17 protein-coding genes and 1 pseudogene are annotated in these 16,026 nt (G+C 60.8%); 5 read left to right on the forward strand and 13 right to left on the reverse strand.

What is annotated here, in order from left to right; translation table 11 throughout:
* Positions 1–24 precede the first annotated feature (24 nt).
* From LPA36_RS20195 to LPA36_RS20205, 3 genes are read right to left on the reverse strand one after another with little or no spacing between them, the layout of a single operon-like run.
* Positions 25–582 (reverse strand): MarR family winged helix-turn-helix transcriptional regulator, encoded by a 558-nt coding sequence (locus LPA36_RS20195; protein WP_228880584.1) that lies wholly within the window; start codon positions 580–582, stop codon positions 25–27.
* Positions 579–1,364, reverse strand: a complete 786-nt coding sequence (locus tag LPA36_RS20200) for an SDR family NAD(P)-dependent oxidoreductase (protein WP_228880587.1) — start codon at positions 1,362–1,364, stop codon at positions 579–581. Before LPA36_RS20200 ends, LPA36_RS20195 begins: the two co-directional genes overlap by 4 nt.
* Positions 1,361–3,733, reverse strand: coding sequence for a bifunctional salicylyl-CoA 5-hydroxylase/oxidoreductase (locus LPA36_RS20205; protein ID WP_228880588.1), 2,373 nt, complete (start codon positions 3,731–3,733; stop codon positions 1,361–1,363). The genes LPA36_RS20200 and LPA36_RS20205 overlap by 4 nt, the downstream gene beginning before the upstream one ends.
* Positions 3,734–4,119: 386 nt before the next feature.
* Between LPA36_RS20205 and LPA36_RS20210 the strand changes: the two genes are divergently transcribed.
* The gene (locus LPA36_RS20210) at positions 4,120–4,437 is read left to right on the forward strand and encodes a DUF1840 domain-containing protein (protein ID WP_228880592.1); all 318 of its coding nucleotides are present in this window, start codon (positions 4,120–4,122) and stop codon (positions 4,435–4,437) included.
* 510 nt (positions 4,438–4,947) lie between these two features.
* Here the strand turns inward: LPA36_RS20210 and LPA36_RS20215 are convergent.
* The 5 genes from LPA36_RS20215 to LPA36_RS20235 all read right to left on the reverse strand — a co-directional run bounded on the left by LPA36_RS20215 (position 4,948) and on the right by LPA36_RS20235 (position 6,626).
* A complete protein-coding gene (locus LPA36_RS20215; RefSeq protein ID WP_228880594.1) occupies positions 4,948–5,112 on the reverse strand; it encodes a hypothetical protein in 165 nt (54 codons plus the stop codon).
* 78 nt (positions 5,113–5,190) lie between these two features.
* Entirely contained in the window at positions 5,191–5,331 is a 141-nt protein-coding gene (locus LPA36_RS20220) for a hypothetical protein (RefSeq protein WP_228880597.1), read from the reverse strand.
* Positions 5,332–5,404: 73 nt separating this feature from the next.
* Positions 5,405–5,839: a universal stress protein gene (locus tag LPA36_RS20225; RefSeq protein WP_228880600.1), complete on the reverse strand. Its 435-nt coding sequence runs from the start codon at positions 5,837–5,839 to the stop codon at positions 5,405–5,407.
* Between the two features lie 68 nt (positions 5,840–5,907).
* The gene (locus tag LPA36_RS20230; protein ID WP_228880604.1) at positions 5,908–6,093 is read right to left on the reverse strand and encodes a hypothetical protein; all 186 of its coding nucleotides are present in this window, start codon (positions 6,091–6,093) and stop codon (positions 5,908–5,910) included.
* Between the two features lie 368 nt (positions 6,094–6,461).
* The gene (locus LPA36_RS20235) at positions 6,462–6,626 is read right to left on the reverse strand and encodes a GNAT family N-acetyltransferase (RefSeq protein ID WP_324250957.1); all 165 of its coding nucleotides are present in this window, start codon (positions 6,624–6,626) and stop codon (positions 6,462–6,464) included.
* Between the two features lie 54 nt (positions 6,627–6,680).
* Here LPA36_RS20235 and LPA36_RS20240 point away from each other — a divergent pair.
* A pseudogene (locus tag LPA36_RS20240) lies at positions 6,681–7,205 on the forward strand (helix-turn-helix domain-containing protein); the annotation flags it as partial.
* A gap of 112 nt (positions 7,206–7,317) precedes the next feature.
* On the opposite strand, the gene LPA36_RS20245 reads toward LPA36_RS20240, so the two are convergent.
* Positions 7,318–7,626: a DUF4148 domain-containing protein gene (locus LPA36_RS20245; RefSeq protein WP_228880606.1), complete on the reverse strand. Its 309-nt coding sequence runs from the start codon at positions 7,624–7,626 to the stop codon at positions 7,318–7,320.
* 188 nt (positions 7,627–7,814) lie between these two features.
* On the opposite strand from LPA36_RS20245, the gene LPA36_RS20250 reads away from it, so the two are divergent.
* Both LPA36_RS20250 and LPA36_RS20255 read left to right on the forward strand, forming a co-directional pair.
* On the forward strand, positions 7,815–8,828 hold the full coding sequence (locus LPA36_RS20250; RefSeq protein ID WP_228880608.1) for a Gfo/Idh/MocA family protein: 1,014 nt from the start codon (positions 7,815–7,817) through the stop codon (positions 8,826–8,828).
* Positions 8,829–9,626: 798 nt separating this feature from the next.
* Positions 9,627–9,914 (forward strand): hypothetical protein, encoded by a 288-nt coding sequence (locus tag LPA36_RS20255; RefSeq protein WP_228880617.1) that lies wholly within the window; start codon positions 9,627–9,629, stop codon positions 9,912–9,914.
* Positions 9,915–10,360: 446 nt separating this feature from the next.
* Here LPA36_RS20255 and LPA36_RS20260 read toward each other — a convergent pair whose 3' ends face one another.
* The gene (locus tag LPA36_RS20260) at positions 10,361–10,801 is read right to left on the reverse strand and encodes a YciI family protein (protein WP_228880619.1); all 441 of its coding nucleotides are present in this window, start codon (positions 10,799–10,801) and stop codon (positions 10,361–10,363) included.
* Between the two features lie 481 nt (positions 10,802–11,282).
* On the reverse strand, positions 11,283–12,896 hold the full coding sequence (locus LPA36_RS20265) for a DUF3300 domain-containing protein (protein WP_228880622.1): 1,614 nt from the start codon (positions 12,894–12,896) through the stop codon (positions 11,283–11,285).
* A gap of 293 nt (positions 12,897–13,189) precedes the next feature.
* Between LPA36_RS20265 and LPA36_RS20270 the strand changes: the two genes are divergently transcribed.
* A complete protein-coding gene (locus tag LPA36_RS20270) occupies positions 13,190–13,999 on the forward strand; it encodes a MipA/OmpV family protein (protein WP_228880624.1) in 810 nt (269 codons plus the stop codon).
* Positions 14,000–14,149: 150 nt separating this feature from the next.
* On the opposite strand, the gene LPA36_RS20275 is transcribed toward LPA36_RS20270, so the two are convergent.
* Both LPA36_RS20275 and LPA36_RS20280 read right to left on the reverse strand, forming a co-directional pair.
* Positions 14,150–14,995, reverse strand: a complete 846-nt coding sequence (locus tag LPA36_RS20275) for a carbohydrate ABC transporter permease (protein ID WP_228880627.1) — start codon at positions 14,993–14,995, stop codon at positions 14,150–14,152.
* Positions 14,992–15,882 (reverse strand): carbohydrate ABC transporter permease, encoded by an 891-nt coding sequence (locus LPA36_RS20280; RefSeq protein ID WP_228880630.1) that lies wholly within the window; start codon positions 15,880–15,882, stop codon positions 14,992–14,994. Before LPA36_RS20280 ends, LPA36_RS20275 begins: the two co-directional genes overlap by 4 nt.
* Between the last annotated feature and the right edge of the window lie 144 nt (positions 15,883–16,026).

Genomic DNA, 16,026 nt, shown 5'->3' on the forward strand with positions numbered 1-16,026 from the left:
CGTCTCCCTTCCATCCTGTCCGTATCAGTTGCCGAGGTTGTCGAGCAAATGCTGCTTGAGCTTGCCGAGACGCCCATGCACCCGCGATTTCTCGTCGAGATCGAGGCCGCCGAACATTTCGACGACCCACTGTTCGTGCGCGATCGCCATCTTGTCGAAGGACCTGCGGCCTTCAGCCGTGAGCTTCACGCTGATCGAACGGCGGTCGTTCGGATCGACATCGCGCACGACCAGGCCTTCTTGTTCCAGTTGATCGGTAATGCCTGTGACATTGCCACCCGTTACCATCATGCGACGCGACAGCTCGGTCATCTTCAGTCCGTCGGGATGACGTTCAAGTTGAGCCATCAGGTCGAAGCGTGGCAACGTCGTGTCGAATTCGGCGCGCAGACGTTTGCGCAATTCCGCCTGCACCAGGTTCGTCGTGGTCAACATGCGCAGCCAGAGGCGCAGCCCCATGTGACTGTCCGCGCCTGTGCTCATCTCAAGATCGACGACGTTCCCGGCCGGCTTGGCGACGCCTTTGCGCGTTGTCTTTGTTTCAGCAACAGCGGTTTTTTTCATTTTTGCGGTGGGGCTCATTCTATTTCTCCGCCTGATACCGAGATCGACTGTCCGTTGATCGCATCGGAGCCGGCGCTGCATAGCCAGAGCACGCTGTTGGCGACTTCTTCCGGTGCCACAAAGCGGCGTTGCGGGTTCTGGCGCAGCAGCGCTTCGCGCGCCTGCTGCTCGCTGCGAGAAGTGGTCGCGGTGATCTGGTCCAGCGATGCGCGCAGCAGTTCTGTTTCCGTATAGCCGGGACACACTGCGTTCACCGTGATGCCTTGCGTCGCGACCTCACGCGCGAGCGACCGTGTGAGTCCGATCACCCCGTGCTTCGCCGCGCAATACGCCGCGACGTACGCATAGCCCGTTTGCCCCGCCGTGCTCGCGACGTTGACGATGCGGCCCGCGTTGCGTTCGAGCATCTCGGGCAACACCGCGCGCGTGCACAGAAAAACGCCGGTGAGGTTCACGTCGAGCATGCGCTGCCAGAGGGCGATGTCGGTGCGCGCGAACGGCGCGGCCTGCGCCTGCCCCGCGTTGTTGATGAGCACGTCGACGGCGCCGAGGCGTGCAGTAGCTTCGGCAAATGCCGCCGTGACCGCGGATTCCTGCGTAACGTCTAGGCTAATAACATTCACTTCGCCTGAACCGCTCAACGCTGCGCGTTGCGCTTCGAGTCTTGCCGTGTCGCGACCCATCAACGTGACGCGTGCGCCCGCGCGCACGAGCGCGGCGGCGGTGACCGCGCCGATACCGCTGCCGCCGCCTGTGACGACCGCGTGCCGTCCTTCAACGCCTGGCCATTTTTGGCTCACGATGTGCCCTCCGCGCGCTCTGCGCGTTCCTGTGGCGAGAGCCGCGCGTTTTCCACGGCCTGAGCGCGCTCACGTTCGAGATTGCGCTCGAGCTGCGATTTCGCGGCGCTGTATTGCTTGGGCCACGCGACATCGAAGTAGCCGATGCGTGCAGCCTCGTTGAGCGTCCACGAAGGATTTGCCAGATGCGGGCGCGCCACCGCGCACAGATCGGCGCGCCCGGCCGCGATGATGCTGTTGACGTGATCCGCTTCCGAGATCGCGCCAACCGCGATCGTGGCGATGCCCGCTTCGTTGCGTATGCGGTCGGCGAACGGCGTCTGAAACATGCGGCCATAGACGGGCTTCTCTTCCTTGCTGACCTGTCCTGACGACACGTCGATCATGTCCGCGCCGGCCGCCTTGAATGCGCGTGCAATCGCGACGGCGTCATCCGGTGTCGTGCCGCCGTCGACCCAGTCATGCGCGGAAATGCGCACCGAAACCGGTTTGTCGGCCGGCCAGACCTTGCGGATCGCAGCGAACACCTGCAGTGGATAGCGCAAACGGTTTTCGAGCGAGCCGCCGTATTCGTCGCGACGATGGTTAGTGAGCGGTGAAAGAAAGCTCGACAGGAAATAGCCGTGCGCGCAATGCAGTTCGAGCCAGTCGAACGATGCTTCTGCTGCCATTTCTGTCGCGCGCACGAACTGCGCTTCGATGGTGCGCAGGTCGTCGTGCGTCGCCTCGCGTGACCACTGGCTTACGCCGCGCAGATACTGCTGCGGTGAGGCGGAAACGAGGGGCCAGTTGTGATCGGGCAGCGGCTGGTCGATGCCTTCCCACGCGACGCGCGTCGATGCCTTGGCGCCCGCATGTCCGAGCTGCAAGCCGATCTTTGCATCCGACTGCGCGTGCACGAAGTCGACAATCCGGCGCCAGGCGTGGAGGTGTTCAGGGGCGTACATGCCGGGACATCCCGGCGTGATACGTGCCTCTGCCGAGACACACGTCATCTCCGTCATGACGAGCGCAGCGCCGCCCATGGCACGCGCGCCGAGATGCATCAGGTGATAGTCGCCCGCGATGCCATCGATCGCCGAATACTGCGCCATCGGCGAAACGACGACGCGATTCTTGAGCGTCACGCCGCGTAATGTAAATGGCGTGAACATGGGCGGGACCGGCCGTTTGCTTTCCTCGCGCGTCATGCCCGCTTCGCTCGCGAGCCAGTCTTCAAACTGCGACACGTAGCGTGCATCGCGTGCGCGAAGGTTTTCGTGAGAGATGCGCTGTGAACGCGTCAGCAGCGAGTACGCGAACTGCTCCGGATCGAATGACGTATAGCGCTCGACGTTCTCGAACCATTCCGTCGAATTGCGCGCAGCGTTCTGGATGCGCAGAACATCGACGCTGCGGACTTCGGTGTAATGTTTGAGCGCATCGCTGAGGCTATCGGGATGCGCGCCGATGCTTCTGGCCAGTTCAATCGCGTCTTCGAGGGCGAGTTTCGTGCCCGAGCCGATTGAAAAGTGCGCGGTATGGGCTGCATCGCCCATGAGGACGACCGGCGTCGTGCCGCCATCGGCACGTGGCTTCCAGTGCACCCATTCCTTGTTGACGACACGCGGAAAGCGGATCCATTGCGACGAGCCGCGCAGATGGCTTGCGTTCGACAGTAGCGGATTGCCGTCGAGATATTTCGCAAAGAGACGCTCGCAGAAGGCGATGCCTTCCTCCTTGCTCATTTCTTCGAGACCCGCTGCGCGCCATACGTGCTCGGGTGTTTCGACGATGAACGTCGACGTGCTGTCGTCGAAACGGTATGCGTGTGCCTGGAACCAGCCCCATTCGGTTTCTTCGAACGCGAACGTGAATGCGTCGAAGAGTTTCTTCGTGCCGAGCCAGACGAAGCGGCAGTTGCGCATGTCGATGTCGGGCTGGTACGTGGCGACGTATTTCTGGCGAATTGCGCTGTTGGCGCCGTCGCAGGCGATGATGAGGTCGGCGTCATAGACGTCGTCGTCGGTCACCTGCGTTTCGAAGACAAGCTTGACGCCGAGTTCCTCGCAGCGCGCCTGCAGGATGTTCAGCAGACGTTTGCGTCCGATGCCGCAAAAGCCGTGGCCCGACGAACGGACCTGTTTGCCGCGAAAGTTGATCTCGATGTCGTCCCAGTGGTTGAACGCGTCGAGGATGCTGTCTGCGCTCGGTGCGTCGGCCGCGCGCAGGTTGCCGAGCGTCTGGTCAGAGAACACGACGCCCCAGCCGAACGTGTCATACGGACGGTTGCGTTCGACAACCGTCACTTCGTGCTGCGGGTTCCGGCCCTTCATCAAGAGCCCGAAATACAGGCCAGCCGGGCCTCCCCCAATACAGACGATGCGCATGCCGTGCTCCAGACGTGGATTCTGAATTTAATTTAGTCCTTGATAATTTAGATGTCAAGTAAATAACTGGATGAGCCCGGATCAGATGGCCACGCCTGATCCTGAAACGACCGCGGAAGTGACAGACCGGAGCGCCGCGGCGTGCCGACGACAGCGTTCGCGGCTTGAAAGGATCATATTGTGATATAAAATGGAATAGAGTCTCCGGACAATGGTTATTGAACTACGACAGGGTACGGCCTGATACGCGAATGCCCGATGTGAATTGCGAATGGCCTTCGTCCGGATCGCACTACGCAAACTGAGTGGCATGTCGCGCGGATACGGGCCATTACATATGCCTGTCCAGTGGCGTGGCACATTACCGCTCGACGCAAGGAGTCGCTATGCTGATCACGTTTCAATCGCCGGCTACGCCCGATGTGGTGATGCTCAGCGATCTTGCCCAGTATTTGCTGGGCCTCGTCGGCAAGCGGCTCGACAAGCGCGGGGTCATCCTCCACGACGAATTGCCTCGCGCCATCAGCCGTCTCGAAGCAGCGATTTCAGACGATGAAAAAGCGGAGATCGCCCTCGAATCGCTTCAGTATTCCCGCGATCGCCGCCAGGAAACCGGCAGCGGACTTTCGCAGCGTGCCTGGCCATTTCTCGACATGATGCGCGAAGCGCGCAAACAGGATGCAGACATCATCTGGGGTTTATAGGCCGGTCTTACATGCGAGCGGATGCTGGCTGGGCGCTGCGTCGCGTATTCGAAGTCGAAGGATGCTGTGATGAAACGTTGGATCGCACGGCGCCTGCTTGCGGCAGTGTTCGCTGCGTGTGGCATCGGCGCCTCGATGTGGGCCGAGGCGCAACCCGGCGCGCTACAGGAACGTGTCGAAGCGAAACCTTGCGGAAACTGGAATGACTGCGGGTTGGGCGAGATGTCGGGAGTGGCGCCACACAACGGAAGGGCTTTGCCTTCTTCTATCGATATTCCAATGACGGTTGTCGGTGTGTACGGACTGACGACGCTCAATACGCTATCGAGTGGACCCTTCATGCTGTTGAAGTGGCCGGATGGCTGCTGTCCGGAGGGCCGGCGGTGGCGACCGGCAGGCACAGGTCAGAACCATGCCGGGGAAGGCCAGCACGTGAATTTCCTGTGGCCCGCACTATAGGCTGGGCGTATTACCCAAACGAAGCCGCGCCAGACGGATGCCGACGGCAAGTCACGGTCCGTGACGCGAGCGGTTCCACCAGTGCCTGCCGGCCATGCGCCGGAGAATCCGCTCGCGACGGCTACCCCGGCCATCCAGTGTGACGACGAATAGAATCACGATCGCCAGCACTGTGCCCGAAACGACGACCTGCACGAGAAAATCGGTGATCATCATCGCCTCCGTCATGGTTGCGCGCTGAGTGAGATGGATTGTGCAGTCAGCCGCACAGGTCGGGTCACTGCGTTTCGTCGTTCAGCGACGGCTCTCCCGGCGCCCTGTTCGGGACTGGCGCCCGGAATGGTCTGCTGGAAAAAGAGCGGACAGTGCAAAGCCGGTCGCGATGAAGCCGAGTAACACGACAAAGAACAGCACCCAGTAAAAATCGATATTCATGGTGATCTCCTTTCACCATAGCTTCTGTCTGAACGTCCACTGCGGCAGACGATCACCGCTCTTGCGCACGGCGTCAGTCGTCTACCTTGAAGAGGACCGCGCACGATACGCGGTCGAGCAACAGCGCGTGATTCTCTCCCGTCCACCAGCGCGCAAACAATCCGTGCGGATGATGCCCAATGATGATCAGATCGATTTTCAACGAATCCGCGAGATGGGAAATCTCATCGACCGCATTTCCGACGGAATAGTGTCCCGTTGCCGTCACGCCCCATGCCCGTAGATGGTCGATACCCTCGCTCAGCGTTTCTCTTGCGGCCTGTTCATCGATTTCGAATTTCATCGACGACAGGACGTCGAAGCCGCTCGACCAGTAACTGCAGTCGAAGATCGACAGAAGATGAGTTTCCGTGTGCAGCTGCTGTGCAAGGCTCGCGCCGCAGCGCAGTGCGAGCCTTCCCTCCGGCGTGGCGTCGTAGCAGAGCAGGATCCGGTTAAATGGAGCCATGATGGAGCCCTTCCAGCTTTCGCGGTCCTGGGCATTCGATCGATCGAATCGGTTCGCTGCGCAACCGCTCAGGTGAACATTGGCACAGCCTCGATCAGAGCGAAACCCAGCAACGCGCCCGCTGCCGCACCGAGAAGCTTGGGGTGCCAGCGCTGTAGTTGCAGCCTGCCGAGCAGATCGCCGATCAGGATGGTGCCGAGCAAGGCAAATGCAATCAACAGATAGCTGATTTCAAAATCGTTGTTGATGACCATGACGCCTCCCTGGAGTTACCTGAGGCTGCTTCACAAAGACTCTGAAAGAATATGCCTGCGAGAACCCGTGACCACATTCGTGGATTCACGCGCTCAAGCGCTTGCCGCGCGCTCCGGCTTGTTTCGGAAACCATTGCGGCTCGCACAACAATTATATATCACGTTGTGATGTATGTAATCAGAGTATTCACGGATCATCAGACGATTGCGTCCAGTCCCGGCGACGCGGCGTTGCGCCGATAGCGTGGGGTGTGGGCAACGCGAACTCAACCTTGCCACCCAAGCCGGGTTTGGCCATGAGGCGTCAATCACTGCGACGGCCTGAATGACGGATATCCGATCCACACTCGACCTTTCGTACAGCGGGTTTAACGAGCGGTAGTCGAGGCGGGATCAGTGTGTGTGACGCGGGTCAGGTGAAACGTCCGGTGCAGTGCAAAGCCAAGGCGTTCATACAACCCGATCGCAGAGCGGTTGTCACTGAACACGTGCAGAAACGGAGTTTCCTCACGGCGCTCAATTTCTCTGCGCACAATGCTGACAAGCCGACCAGCCAGTCCCCGTCCGCGCCAGTCGTCGTCCGCGCCAGTCCGGCTGTCAAACTGGACGATTCACGCATGGTTGTCGCGGCGCATCGCGTGGTGACGGCCGGAGCCATGATGGGTCATCTCGACCTGGCACTCTCGCTGGTGCGCCAGGCGAGTCCGGAACTGGCGACGCGCGTCGCCCGCTTCATGGTGATCGACAGGCGTTTATCGCAGGCCGAATACATCATTCCCGATCATCTCGCCCACGCCGATCCCCTGATCGCGGGATTCGAGCGATGGGACCGGGATAATCTTCCTTCAGGGTTTTCGCTTCAGGAAGCGGCGATCGCGTTGTCAGTCGGCACCCGCACCTTGCAACGTCGAACCGAAGAAGTGCCTGGCAAGTCGCCACTGGCGTTCTTTCAGGACCTGCGAATCGAACGGGCGCAGCACCTTGTTTCGATCGGCCATGACCTCGAGTCGATTGCGAGCGAGGTTGGCTACGCCGACCCGGCAACATTGCGGACCTTGTTGCGTCGGAGGCTCGGCCGGGGGGTGCGGGAACTGCGGGCCGAAATGCGGTAGCGTCGCGACCCGGATTTGCGTTTGATCGCGAGGGGAACTGGAAAATTGCGTTTTCGCCTCGCCAGCTCGGCCAGAAAATGTCAATTGAGATCGCGCTCAACCACGTTTGACGTCAAGGTGGCGGCGCTTGCTGGCATTCCGCCTGGAACCAGCGGTCGACCTGGCGCTGTGCCGCCTGCAGATCTTCCGGGTAGTACGGGTCGAACCACCTTGATGGGTCATAGCCCGCTTTCCTCAGCGCCGCCAGCTCGCTGCGGTTTCGCTCCGCGGTCGGGGGCGCGTTGTTCCTGAGCGCCGCCAGGTCCTGGCATTGCATTGGGCTCAGGTGCGTCGCGCTCTGAGGCGGGCCACCCGCCGCGCAGCCAGCGAGCCATAAAGCCAACGCGGTAAGCATCGGCCACTTCCCCGGCGGTTTCTTCATTTCACGTCTCCCGATATTCAAGCGACACTGTACAGCGGTTGCAACGGGGCGTTCAGGCGTCGGCGCCGCCCGGTGCGGGTTGCATGGCTCGGGCACACCGCCTGGGTCTGTCCCTTCAGCAGAAGCGAGCAGTTGTAAATGTTCAATCTGCTCTACTCTTCAGATACTCGACCAGAAAAGGGGATGTCATGGCAAAGGACGAAATTGTCTGGGGGATCCTGGGCGCCGCAAAGATCAACGACAAGGTGGTTATGCCCATGCATGACGCGCCAAAGTGCAGGGTGAAGGGCATCGCGTCGCGATCTCAGGAGAAGGCTCGGGAAGCCGCGGCCAGATATGGTTTGCCTGTCGCATACGACAGTTACGATGAGCTCCTGGCGGACCCGGAAATCGACGCGGTATATATTCCGTTGCCCAACCACATCCATGTGGAATGGGCGATCAAATCCGTCGAGGCCGGCAAGCATGTCCTGTGTGAGAAGCCGATCGGGCTCGACGCCGAACAGGTTGAACGACTCATCGCAGCGCGCGACAGGAGCGGCCGGTACATTCAGGAAGCGTTCATGGTTCGCACGCATCCGCAATGGTTGAAGGTGCGGACCTTGATTGACGAAGGCACGATTGGCGAATTGCGCGCAGTGACCGGCGGCTTCACCTATAACAACACGAACCCGCACGATATCCGTAACCAGAGCGAACTGGGCGGCGGCGGTCTGCTCGATATTGGTTGTTATCCCATCACGACGTCACGCTTCGTGACCAGGTCTGAGCCAGGGAGAGTGGTCGCCTTGATCGAGCAGGATCCAATATTCGAAGTGGACCGGCTTGGTTCTGTGTTGATGGACTTCGACGGCGTGCAGGCGAGTTTCTTTTATTCGACTCAGACTCATCACTATCAGCGGATGCAGTTTCACGGTACCAGGGGGCGGATCGAAGTCGAGATTCCATTCAATGCGCCAGCCGATCGTCCGACGCGTCTGTTAGTGAGTGAAAGCACCCCCACCGGTGTCGGGACTGACCGCTGGCTGGAACTTCCGGTGTGCGATCAATATGGCATCGCAGCCGCCACGTTCGCGGAGGCAATATTGAGTGGAACGCCGCAGGCGATACCGCTGGAAGATGCGCACGCAAATATGCGGGTGATCGACGCCGTGTTCCGCTCGGCCCGCTCGGGTGCATGGGAGAGAATCCTGGGCAGTTGAAGGGTTACGCCGGGGCAACCTCTGAGCTGTTTGACGTACCGGAAGTGCCAAAGACAACGGATAACGGACGGACATTGACCACAGCGTCGTGACGACATTCGAACGGCAGGTCCATCGTAAAAGAGATGCCGTTCATCTTCCCCGATTCGCGACGGCAGAGAAGGGTCGACACGGGTCTGATGTGGCCGGCACACTCGGCGAGGAAGCGACGTTCGATGCTTCCGTCCAGATCGTCGCCAATCGCGGGGCAGTGTGTTTGCAAATTTGCACAGCGTCCCCACTCCAGTGAATGTTCGCTTTCCCGGCAGCCCATCACTTTCCTCGCGGGTCACGACGCATGCACCGCGCAGCGCCGAACCCCCCGAAAATCGAAATTCATCCTTGCGAATAATGCGCTTAATTATCAGCGACCGATTTCCTAAACTTGGAACCGGCTCCTGGCGACTCGATTCCGCGCTGTCGGCGCGCTGTAAGCCGTCAATGCAGCGCAACACCGGCTTGCCCCAGGAAGTCTTGTCGCGCGTCGTTTGAACTGATTGGGACATCGAGGGCATGGTGGGCCTGAACGAGGTGCCGGTCACCTCGGTAGAGCCTGGCCGATTGTTGATTCTTTCAAGGAATTGACCAGGTGTCTCGTTGCCAGCCCCGAGCGGCGATCTGTGGTTTGCATCACGTGCACCACTGCGAACGGTCGCGCTGAGTTTGATCGCCACGAGCCAGGCGTACAACGATCGCTATGGCGAAATACGAACGGATCGTTTGCGCCGAAATTCCAGTCCAATCATGGAGGAACGGATTATGAACAAGGCAACCAGCACATTAATCGCGGCGGCCGCCGCACTCATGCTGTCGGGCGGCGCTTATGCACAGAGCAACAACACGCTGGCGACCCCGACCACCGTGTCGCCGGCCGCCAATGCAAGCAGCGGCTATGGCACGCCTGGCGCCACCAGCTCGGACAGCGGCATGGCGGCCGGGGCGCCGAACAAGAACCCGAACAACGACTCGACGCCCGGCACCAACGTTCCCGGCAGCCACAACACGTTGGCGACCCCGAGCGTAGTGTCGCCGGCCGCCGGCCAGTAACACTGTTAAGAATGACTGCCGGCCGCGAACAGAGGCAGGTGCAAAGCGAACAAGCGCTTCAATTGCACGGGGGCGCAAGCGCAATTGCGATCCGCGCCCCGGTTTCGCGGCTAGCAGGCGACATTCGAGACCGTCGCGTGGATAGTCGGCAATCGAACGGGTGCCTTCACGCGATCAATGAAGGTACCGCATTCGACGTTTATCCTGAGTTGCCGGCGATTCAATGCTTTGAATCGCCGGTAACTGATAGAGAAGCCGATTGTCGATGGGCGGAGAGCCGGCCTGACGTGCTGGCGCTGATTTGAACGGATGCAGAGGGCGGCGACGGACGTGCCGCTGCTATAAGGAGCGGGTAAATCGCCGTCCGTCTCCGCGATCAATCGTCGCTATGGCCAGCTGGACGAGAACGCGTCGCGACGCAGACTGCGCTGCGTCGCAAACGCCCGTCAACGGCGCTCTTTCCCCTGGCCGGATTCAATTTGCTGCCGCAGCCGTTCTTCGCTTTCCTGAAGCTCGGGTGTGAACGCATCTCCAAAATCTGCGGCCTCGAAAAAGGGGCGGATTTCGATTTCCGAGTCTCCAGGCATCGGGTTCGGGCAGCGGCGTACCCATTCGATCGCTTCTTCCATCGATTGCACTTGCCAGATCCAGTAGCCGGCGATCAGTTCCTTCGTTTCGGCAAACGGACCGTCGATGACGGTTCGGCCCTTGCCAGAAAACTTCACGCGCACGCCCGCCGAGCTCGGTTTCAGTCCGTCGCCGGCGAGCATGATGCCGGCCTTGACCAGTTCTTCGTTGAAGCGGCCCATCGCCTCAATGAGCTCTGTGCCGGGCATTTGACCCGCTTCGGAATCTGCGGTCGCCTTGACCATGACCATCACGCGCATTTGACCTCTCCTGTGAAAAGTGGATCTTCGATTGTGTGCGAAAGGCATTCGGTTGCCTTTAACAGCACGACGAACGAGCGCATGCAAATTCGACAGGCCAATGCGTTTCTGAACGAACACGCGTTTCAGCTTTCCTGATCAACGTGACCGGATTCTGACCCGGTTCCAATTCGACGAAGCGCGTCGAGCACGGCAGCAACCTTCGGCAACTTCGCGCGATCGCGCGCGTAGGCAGCGAAGATTTCCAGATTCGCACGACGATTGGTAAAGACAGATCCATTCGTGTTCCCCCGCGCTCGACATCTCAGTTTCGAACATCCAGTTCACCCCGCACTGAAGACAGCGATATCTGCGCACTTCGAGCGGGCTGCGACCGAGAGGTCTTAGCCAGTCACGCGCGTGAGCGCCCCTCATGCGGTCGGTCCCGAATGGCGATATCAAATGTTGATCAAACCAGGCTCGCTTCCCTTCGTTTGACGAACTAGCGCCGTCCGCCGCCGCGCCCTCCACCGCCGCCACCACCGCCACCACCACCAGCGCCTCCGCGGGCTGCGCCGTTCCCACGGTTGTAGTTCGAGGACTGGGCGCTCGCTTGCCCGCGGTTGGAGTCGCGTTGCGTCGCGGTACCTCCGCCGACGCCCTGGAATGCCGAATCGCGGCCGCCTCCCGGGTAACCGCCGCCGCTTCTGTTGCCGGCTTGTGCGTTTGACGGGCCGGCCCGTGTGGGCGTCTGCGTGCGATTGCTCGCCGCGGCACTTCGATCGGACGTCTGTGCGCGACTATTCGCCGGGGCGGTGCGATTGGATGTCTGTTCGCGATTACCCGCTGAAGCGGTGCGGCCAGATGTCTGCGCACGATTGCTACCTGTGGCACCTCGACTGGATTTGCTGGACCGGTCGTTGGCACCTGCCGTATTCGTTCGGCCTGCGCGGTCGGCGGCCGTCGCGTTGTTCTGGCGACCCGTGCGATTTCCGGCTTGCGCCTGATTGGCGCCGTTCGCACGCCCGGTCGCGCCGCCGGTTTGACCGCGATAGTCGCGTCGCGCGTCGGCGCCCTGCGTCCCCTTCGCGTACTTGTCCCGCGTCGCGTTGTCCCCGTAGGCGACGCCCTGACGATGTCCCGCGTCGTGATTCCACTTGCCGCCTTCGACCTTGCTGCGGTCAAAATTGCGGTCGATGTTTGCGGCCTTGTTCACATCGATGTTGACGTCATTGTTATTCCAGTTGCAATTGCCGAAGATAGCGCCCGCTGCCGCGATGCCGAGCCCCCACGCAAACCCGGTCGCGAGTGCGGCGCCCGGGTAATAGGCCGGATACGGCGGCCAGTACGTCGGCGGGTAAGCGGGCGCACCCCACGCGCCGTAGGCAGTAGTCGGGTTGTAGGAGGGCACGTAGACGACCTCGGGATTGGATGGTTCGATGCGCACGATCGATTGCGGCGCCCCGGCCGCCTGGCCGCTTTGTGCGGGCTGGCCGCCTTGATTCGGGGCGGGCGCTTCGACAGTCACCTTCTGTTGCGCATTCGACGTCAGGTTTCCGGCTTTCTGCGCGCGAACCCTCAGGCGCTGCACAGCGTCAAGCACGTCCTTCTGATTGGCGAGGAACGCGTCGCCGAGCTTCTGCGTCCAGTCGAGCTTGTCGTTCATCGGTTCCAGCACTTGCGGAAACGCCACCAATGACTTGACGCTGATGTCCCACGGCTGGTCCTGCACCGCTTTGACGGCGGCATCGCCCTTCAGGTCCTTGTGCGTTTTCACCCAGCGGGCCGCATGCACGACTTCGAGCGGATAGGTCGACGCCATCAGGATTTGCGATAGCAGCGAGTCGGGATAGAGCGCGATCGGCGCCACCAGCGCCTCGATTTCTTCCGGTGGAAATTGCCGGGCCTGAGGCGCGGGCGCCGAGGCCGGGAGTGGGGCCGATGCTGCGGGCACAACAGAGGCCGCGGCGGGAGCAGAGGCCAGGACGACGGGTGGAGCAGACGCCGGCGCTGAAGCGGGCTGAGTCTGGGCCTGCTGGTCCTGTTGCTTCGATGGGCAGCCCGCTAGCAGGACGACGAGGCCGGTGCTGAAGAGTCGTGTAATCCGTGTCGTCATGGTTACTCCCCGTTCGTTCCGTCCGGCAGCGAAATGTTGGTGTGCTTCAGTCTCACGCCGCCGTATGATCGCGTGGGTGAATCCGCTGACCAGGACACCACGGCGCCCCTGCGTTATGAGCAGATGATGGAACGCTTTCTAGAGTAGTACTCGCCCCAACATTGGTACAGTGAGATGTGGTGTGGTCGAATATCGCCAGACCAGACCGTGCGCACCATTCACGCCATCGGGATGCCGGCGTGAGCGTGACGCTACCCGGAACCGGCGCTTCTGCTATCGGAGGAATGAGACGGATGAAGATGATGCGTCGCGAGATTCTCAGTGCGGCCGCCCTGTGCGCCGCGATCCAGGGTGCAGACGCCAGCCCCATCGACATATCGAACGAATTACCGAATTTCTTCGGAGGCGGTGTCGGGTCGACGACGGAATACGCCGGTGGGAAGGACCGGATAGTCGGTGTCGTGCCGGGCATGCGCTATGTGACGGGTAGCGGACACCTGTTCGAGTGGTACGGGACCTACGCGCAATATAATTTTGGAAGCCTGAGTGGCTTTCAATGGGGCCCGGCTCTGGCGCTGCGGCTTGGTCGTCGCGACGTCGACGATCCCGTGGTCTCGCAGGTTCACAGCGTGGACACGACGCTGGAGGGCGGCGGATTCGTCGGGTACGAATACAGTCACGCAGGCGATATCCCGTATCGCCTGCGTGCAGAGGTCACGGTGGTCACGAACGCAGGCGTGGTCTACTCTGGCGCACGCACTTCGCTGAACACCAGTGCGTGGTTTCCCGTTCACCGGAGGGTGTTCGTAGGAGGCGGCCTGGGCGCGACCTGGGTGAGCGGCGGCTTCAATGAAACCTACTATGGCGTCACCGCAGAAGATGCCGCGAAGAGCGGACTGCCGTTATATACGCCAGGCGGAGGACTGAACCAGGTGACCGGCTGGCTTGCCGCTATCTATCAGATCAACCCGAGCTGGTACGCAGGCGCGATGGTCTACTACCAGCGTCTCAGCGGCGACGCGGCTGACAGCCCCATCGTCACGCAGCGGGGCACACGCAACCAGCTTACCTATGGTGTCGGCATCGCTTATGCCTTTCGTTGATGTTTCTCCGAGGGCACGTTCAGGCCGAATGCAGTAAAGGACCTGCGAGCATCCGGCGACGTGCCGTGACTTTGCCTGCGTCGACACGTCAAGCAATCGAGCAGCGGCATCAGGTTTTTTGTTTCGACGCTTGACCCGGCCCACACTTTTTCACTTCACCGCGCCCAACGCCAGCCCTTTAACCAGGTACCGTTGCAGCCACGCAAACACAACGGAAACCGGCAACGTAGCGCACAACGTCGCGGCCATCACGAGATGCCATTCCACGACATACTTGCCCGCCACCATATCCGTCACCTGCACGGTCAAGGTCTTGTTCTCAGGCGAACGAATGAGCGTATAGACCACCGCAAACTCATTCCACGCATTGATGAACGTGAAGATCGCGGTCACCACAATCGCGGGCACTGCCAGCGGCAGGAACACCTTGAAGACCGCCTTCGTCCGGCTGCAACCCTCAAGCCACGCCGACTCCTCAAGATCGCGCGGCACGGTCTGAAAATACGACGACAGCATCCACACAGCAAACGCAATATTGAACGCCGCGTAGGAAACAATCACGCCGATTTTCGAATCGACCAGATTGCCGTCGCCGTAAGGAATCATCGCGGCAAGCCGGAACAGGCCCACCACCAGCAGAATCGGCGAAAGCATCTGCGTGACGAGCAGGAACTGGCGGTATACGCCGCGCCCCTTGAACGGAAAGCGCGCAAGCGCGTAAGCCGCAGGCAGGCTGACGGCAAGCGCGAGCGCCGTCGAAAGCAGACTGATCACCGTACTGTTGCGCAACGCAACGCCGAAGTTCGCGGCCGTCCACATGTCCGAGAAATTCTGCCACTGCCAGTGCACGGGCAACCAGCGCGCCGGATAAACGAACACTTCGTTAGCGGGCTTGAGCGCGGTGAACAGCATCACCGCAAACGGAAACAGGATCACGATAATCAGCGGCGCAAGCGCGAGCCAGCACCAGAGGGTGCGCTTCATCTTGAGGCTCATGCGGGGTCTCCTGACGACTTCGGCTGGATGCGCAGATACACCATCGAGAAAATAAACAGCATGACCAGCATGATGAGCGACACCGCGGCCGCCTGGCCAGGTCGACCCAACCTGAAGCCCAGTTCGTACAGATACGTCACGAGAATGTGCGTGCCGTTGTCCGGACCGCCCTGCGTCATGACCCAGATGATCGGGAACGAGTTGAACACGTAAATCACGTTAAGCAGGATCGCCATGTTCACGAACGGGCGCAGCAGCGGCAACGTCAGCTTGCGGAACATCTGCCAGGCGCTTGCGCCGTCCATGCGGGCGGCTTCGTAGATATCGCCCGGCACTGAAGACAAACCGCCAAGCAGGATCGTCACCGTAAAGGGAATGGACACAAGAATGCCGACTGCGATCTCCACCGGGAACGCGAGTTCCGGTGTCGCGAGCCAGTGAATCGGGCCCGAAATCAGGCCTAAACGCTGCAGCGTGACGTTGACCATGCCGTAGTCGTCGTTGAACGACCAGCGCCAGACCACGGCCGTCATCGTCAGCGAGACGGACCACGGCAACATCACGATCGTGCGCGCGATGCCACGACCGTAAAAATCCTGATTGAGCACCAGCGCCACCGGCACCGACGCGAGGATCGTGCCGCCTACCACGCACACCGTCCACACGAGCGTGCGGCGCAATGCATCGAGAAACGCGGGGTCAGTAAAGATCGTGTGGAAGTTCTCAAGCCCGGTGAAGTCGCGGATCGCGCCAAAGCGCGACACCTCATGCACGGACTGCCACACGATGTTGAAAATTGGATAGCTGATGATGAAAAGCGCGAGGATCAGACTCGGCGCGATCAGCAACCAGGGCGCCGGAAGGCGCGAAGAAGCGGGACGGCTCATGCGTGCTCGATCAAAAGAGGCGCCGGCCATGATGCAATATCACGCCGGCGCGCCAGAATGGGCCGATCAAGGCTGGGCTTGTAAAACGAAATCAGGCGCTACGTTCAACCAGGCCCGGATAACGGCAAACGGGCCGCATGCAAA

Source organism: Paraburkholderia saeva (assembly GCF_907164555.1).
Classification (GTDB): Bacteria; Pseudomonadota; Gammaproteobacteria; order Burkholderiales; family Burkholderiaceae; genus Paraburkholderia; species Paraburkholderia saeva.

What these genes read in the sequence shown, in the direction of transcription:
- LPA36_RS20195 (WP_228880584.1), bottom strand. Translation starts at nt 582, where the DNA reads ATGAGCCCCACCGCAAAAATGAAAAAAACCGCTGTTGCTGAAACAAAG.
- LPA36_RS20205 (WP_228880588.1), bottom strand. Translation starts at nt 3,733, where the DNA reads ATGCGCATCGTCTGTATTGGGGGAGGCCCGGCTGGCCTGTATTTCGGG.
- LPA36_RS20210 (WP_228880592.1), top strand. Translation starts at nt 4,120, where the DNA reads ATGCTGATCACGTTTCAATCGCCGGCTACGCCCGATGTGGTGATGCTC.
- LPA36_RS20215 (WP_228880594.1), bottom strand. Translation starts at nt 5,112, where the DNA reads ATGATGATCACCGATTTTCTCGTGCAGGTCGTCGTTTCGGGCACAGTG.
- LPA36_RS20220 (WP_228880597.1), bottom strand. Translation starts at nt 5,331, where the DNA reads ATGAATATCGATTTTTACTGGGTGCTGTTCTTTGTCGTGTTACTCGGC.
- LPA36_RS20225 (WP_228880600.1), bottom strand. Translation starts at nt 5,839, where the DNA reads ATGGCTCCATTTAACCGGATCCTGCTCTGCTACGACGCCACGCCGGAG.
- LPA36_RS20230 (WP_228880604.1), bottom strand. Translation starts at nt 6,093, where the DNA reads ATGGTCATCAACAACGATTTTGAAATCAGCTATCTGTTGATTGCATTT.
- LPA36_RS20245 (WP_228880606.1), bottom strand. Translation starts at nt 7,626, where the DNA reads ATGAAGAAACCGCCGGGGAAGTGGCCGATGCTTACCGCGTTGGCTTTA.
- LPA36_RS20250 (WP_228880608.1), top strand. Translation starts at nt 7,815, where the DNA reads ATGGCAAAGGACGAAATTGTCTGGGGGATCCTGGGCGCCGCAAAGATC.
- LPA36_RS20255 (WP_228880617.1), top strand. Translation starts at nt 9,627, where the DNA reads ATGAACAAGGCAACCAGCACATTAATCGCGGCGGCCGCCGCACTCATG.
- LPA36_RS20260 (WP_228880619.1), bottom strand. Translation starts at nt 10,801, where the DNA reads ATGCGCGTGATGGTCATGGTCAAGGCGACCGCAGATTCCGAAGCGGGT.
- LPA36_RS20265 (WP_228880622.1), bottom strand. Translation starts at nt 12,896, where the DNA reads ATGACGACACGGATTACACGACTCTTCAGCACCGGCCTCGTCGTCCTG.
- LPA36_RS20270 (WP_228880624.1), top strand. Translation starts at nt 13,190, where the DNA reads ATGAAGATGATGCGTCGCGAGATTCTCAGTGCGGCCGCCCTGTGCGCC.
- LPA36_RS20275 (WP_228880627.1), bottom strand. Translation starts at nt 14,995, where the DNA reads ATGAGCCTCAAGATGAAGCGCACCCTCTGGTGCTGGCTCGCGCTTGCG.
- LPA36_RS20280 (WP_228880630.1), bottom strand. Translation starts at nt 15,882, where the DNA reads ATGAGCCGTCCCGCTTCTTCGCGCCTTCCGGCGCCCTGGTTGCTGATC.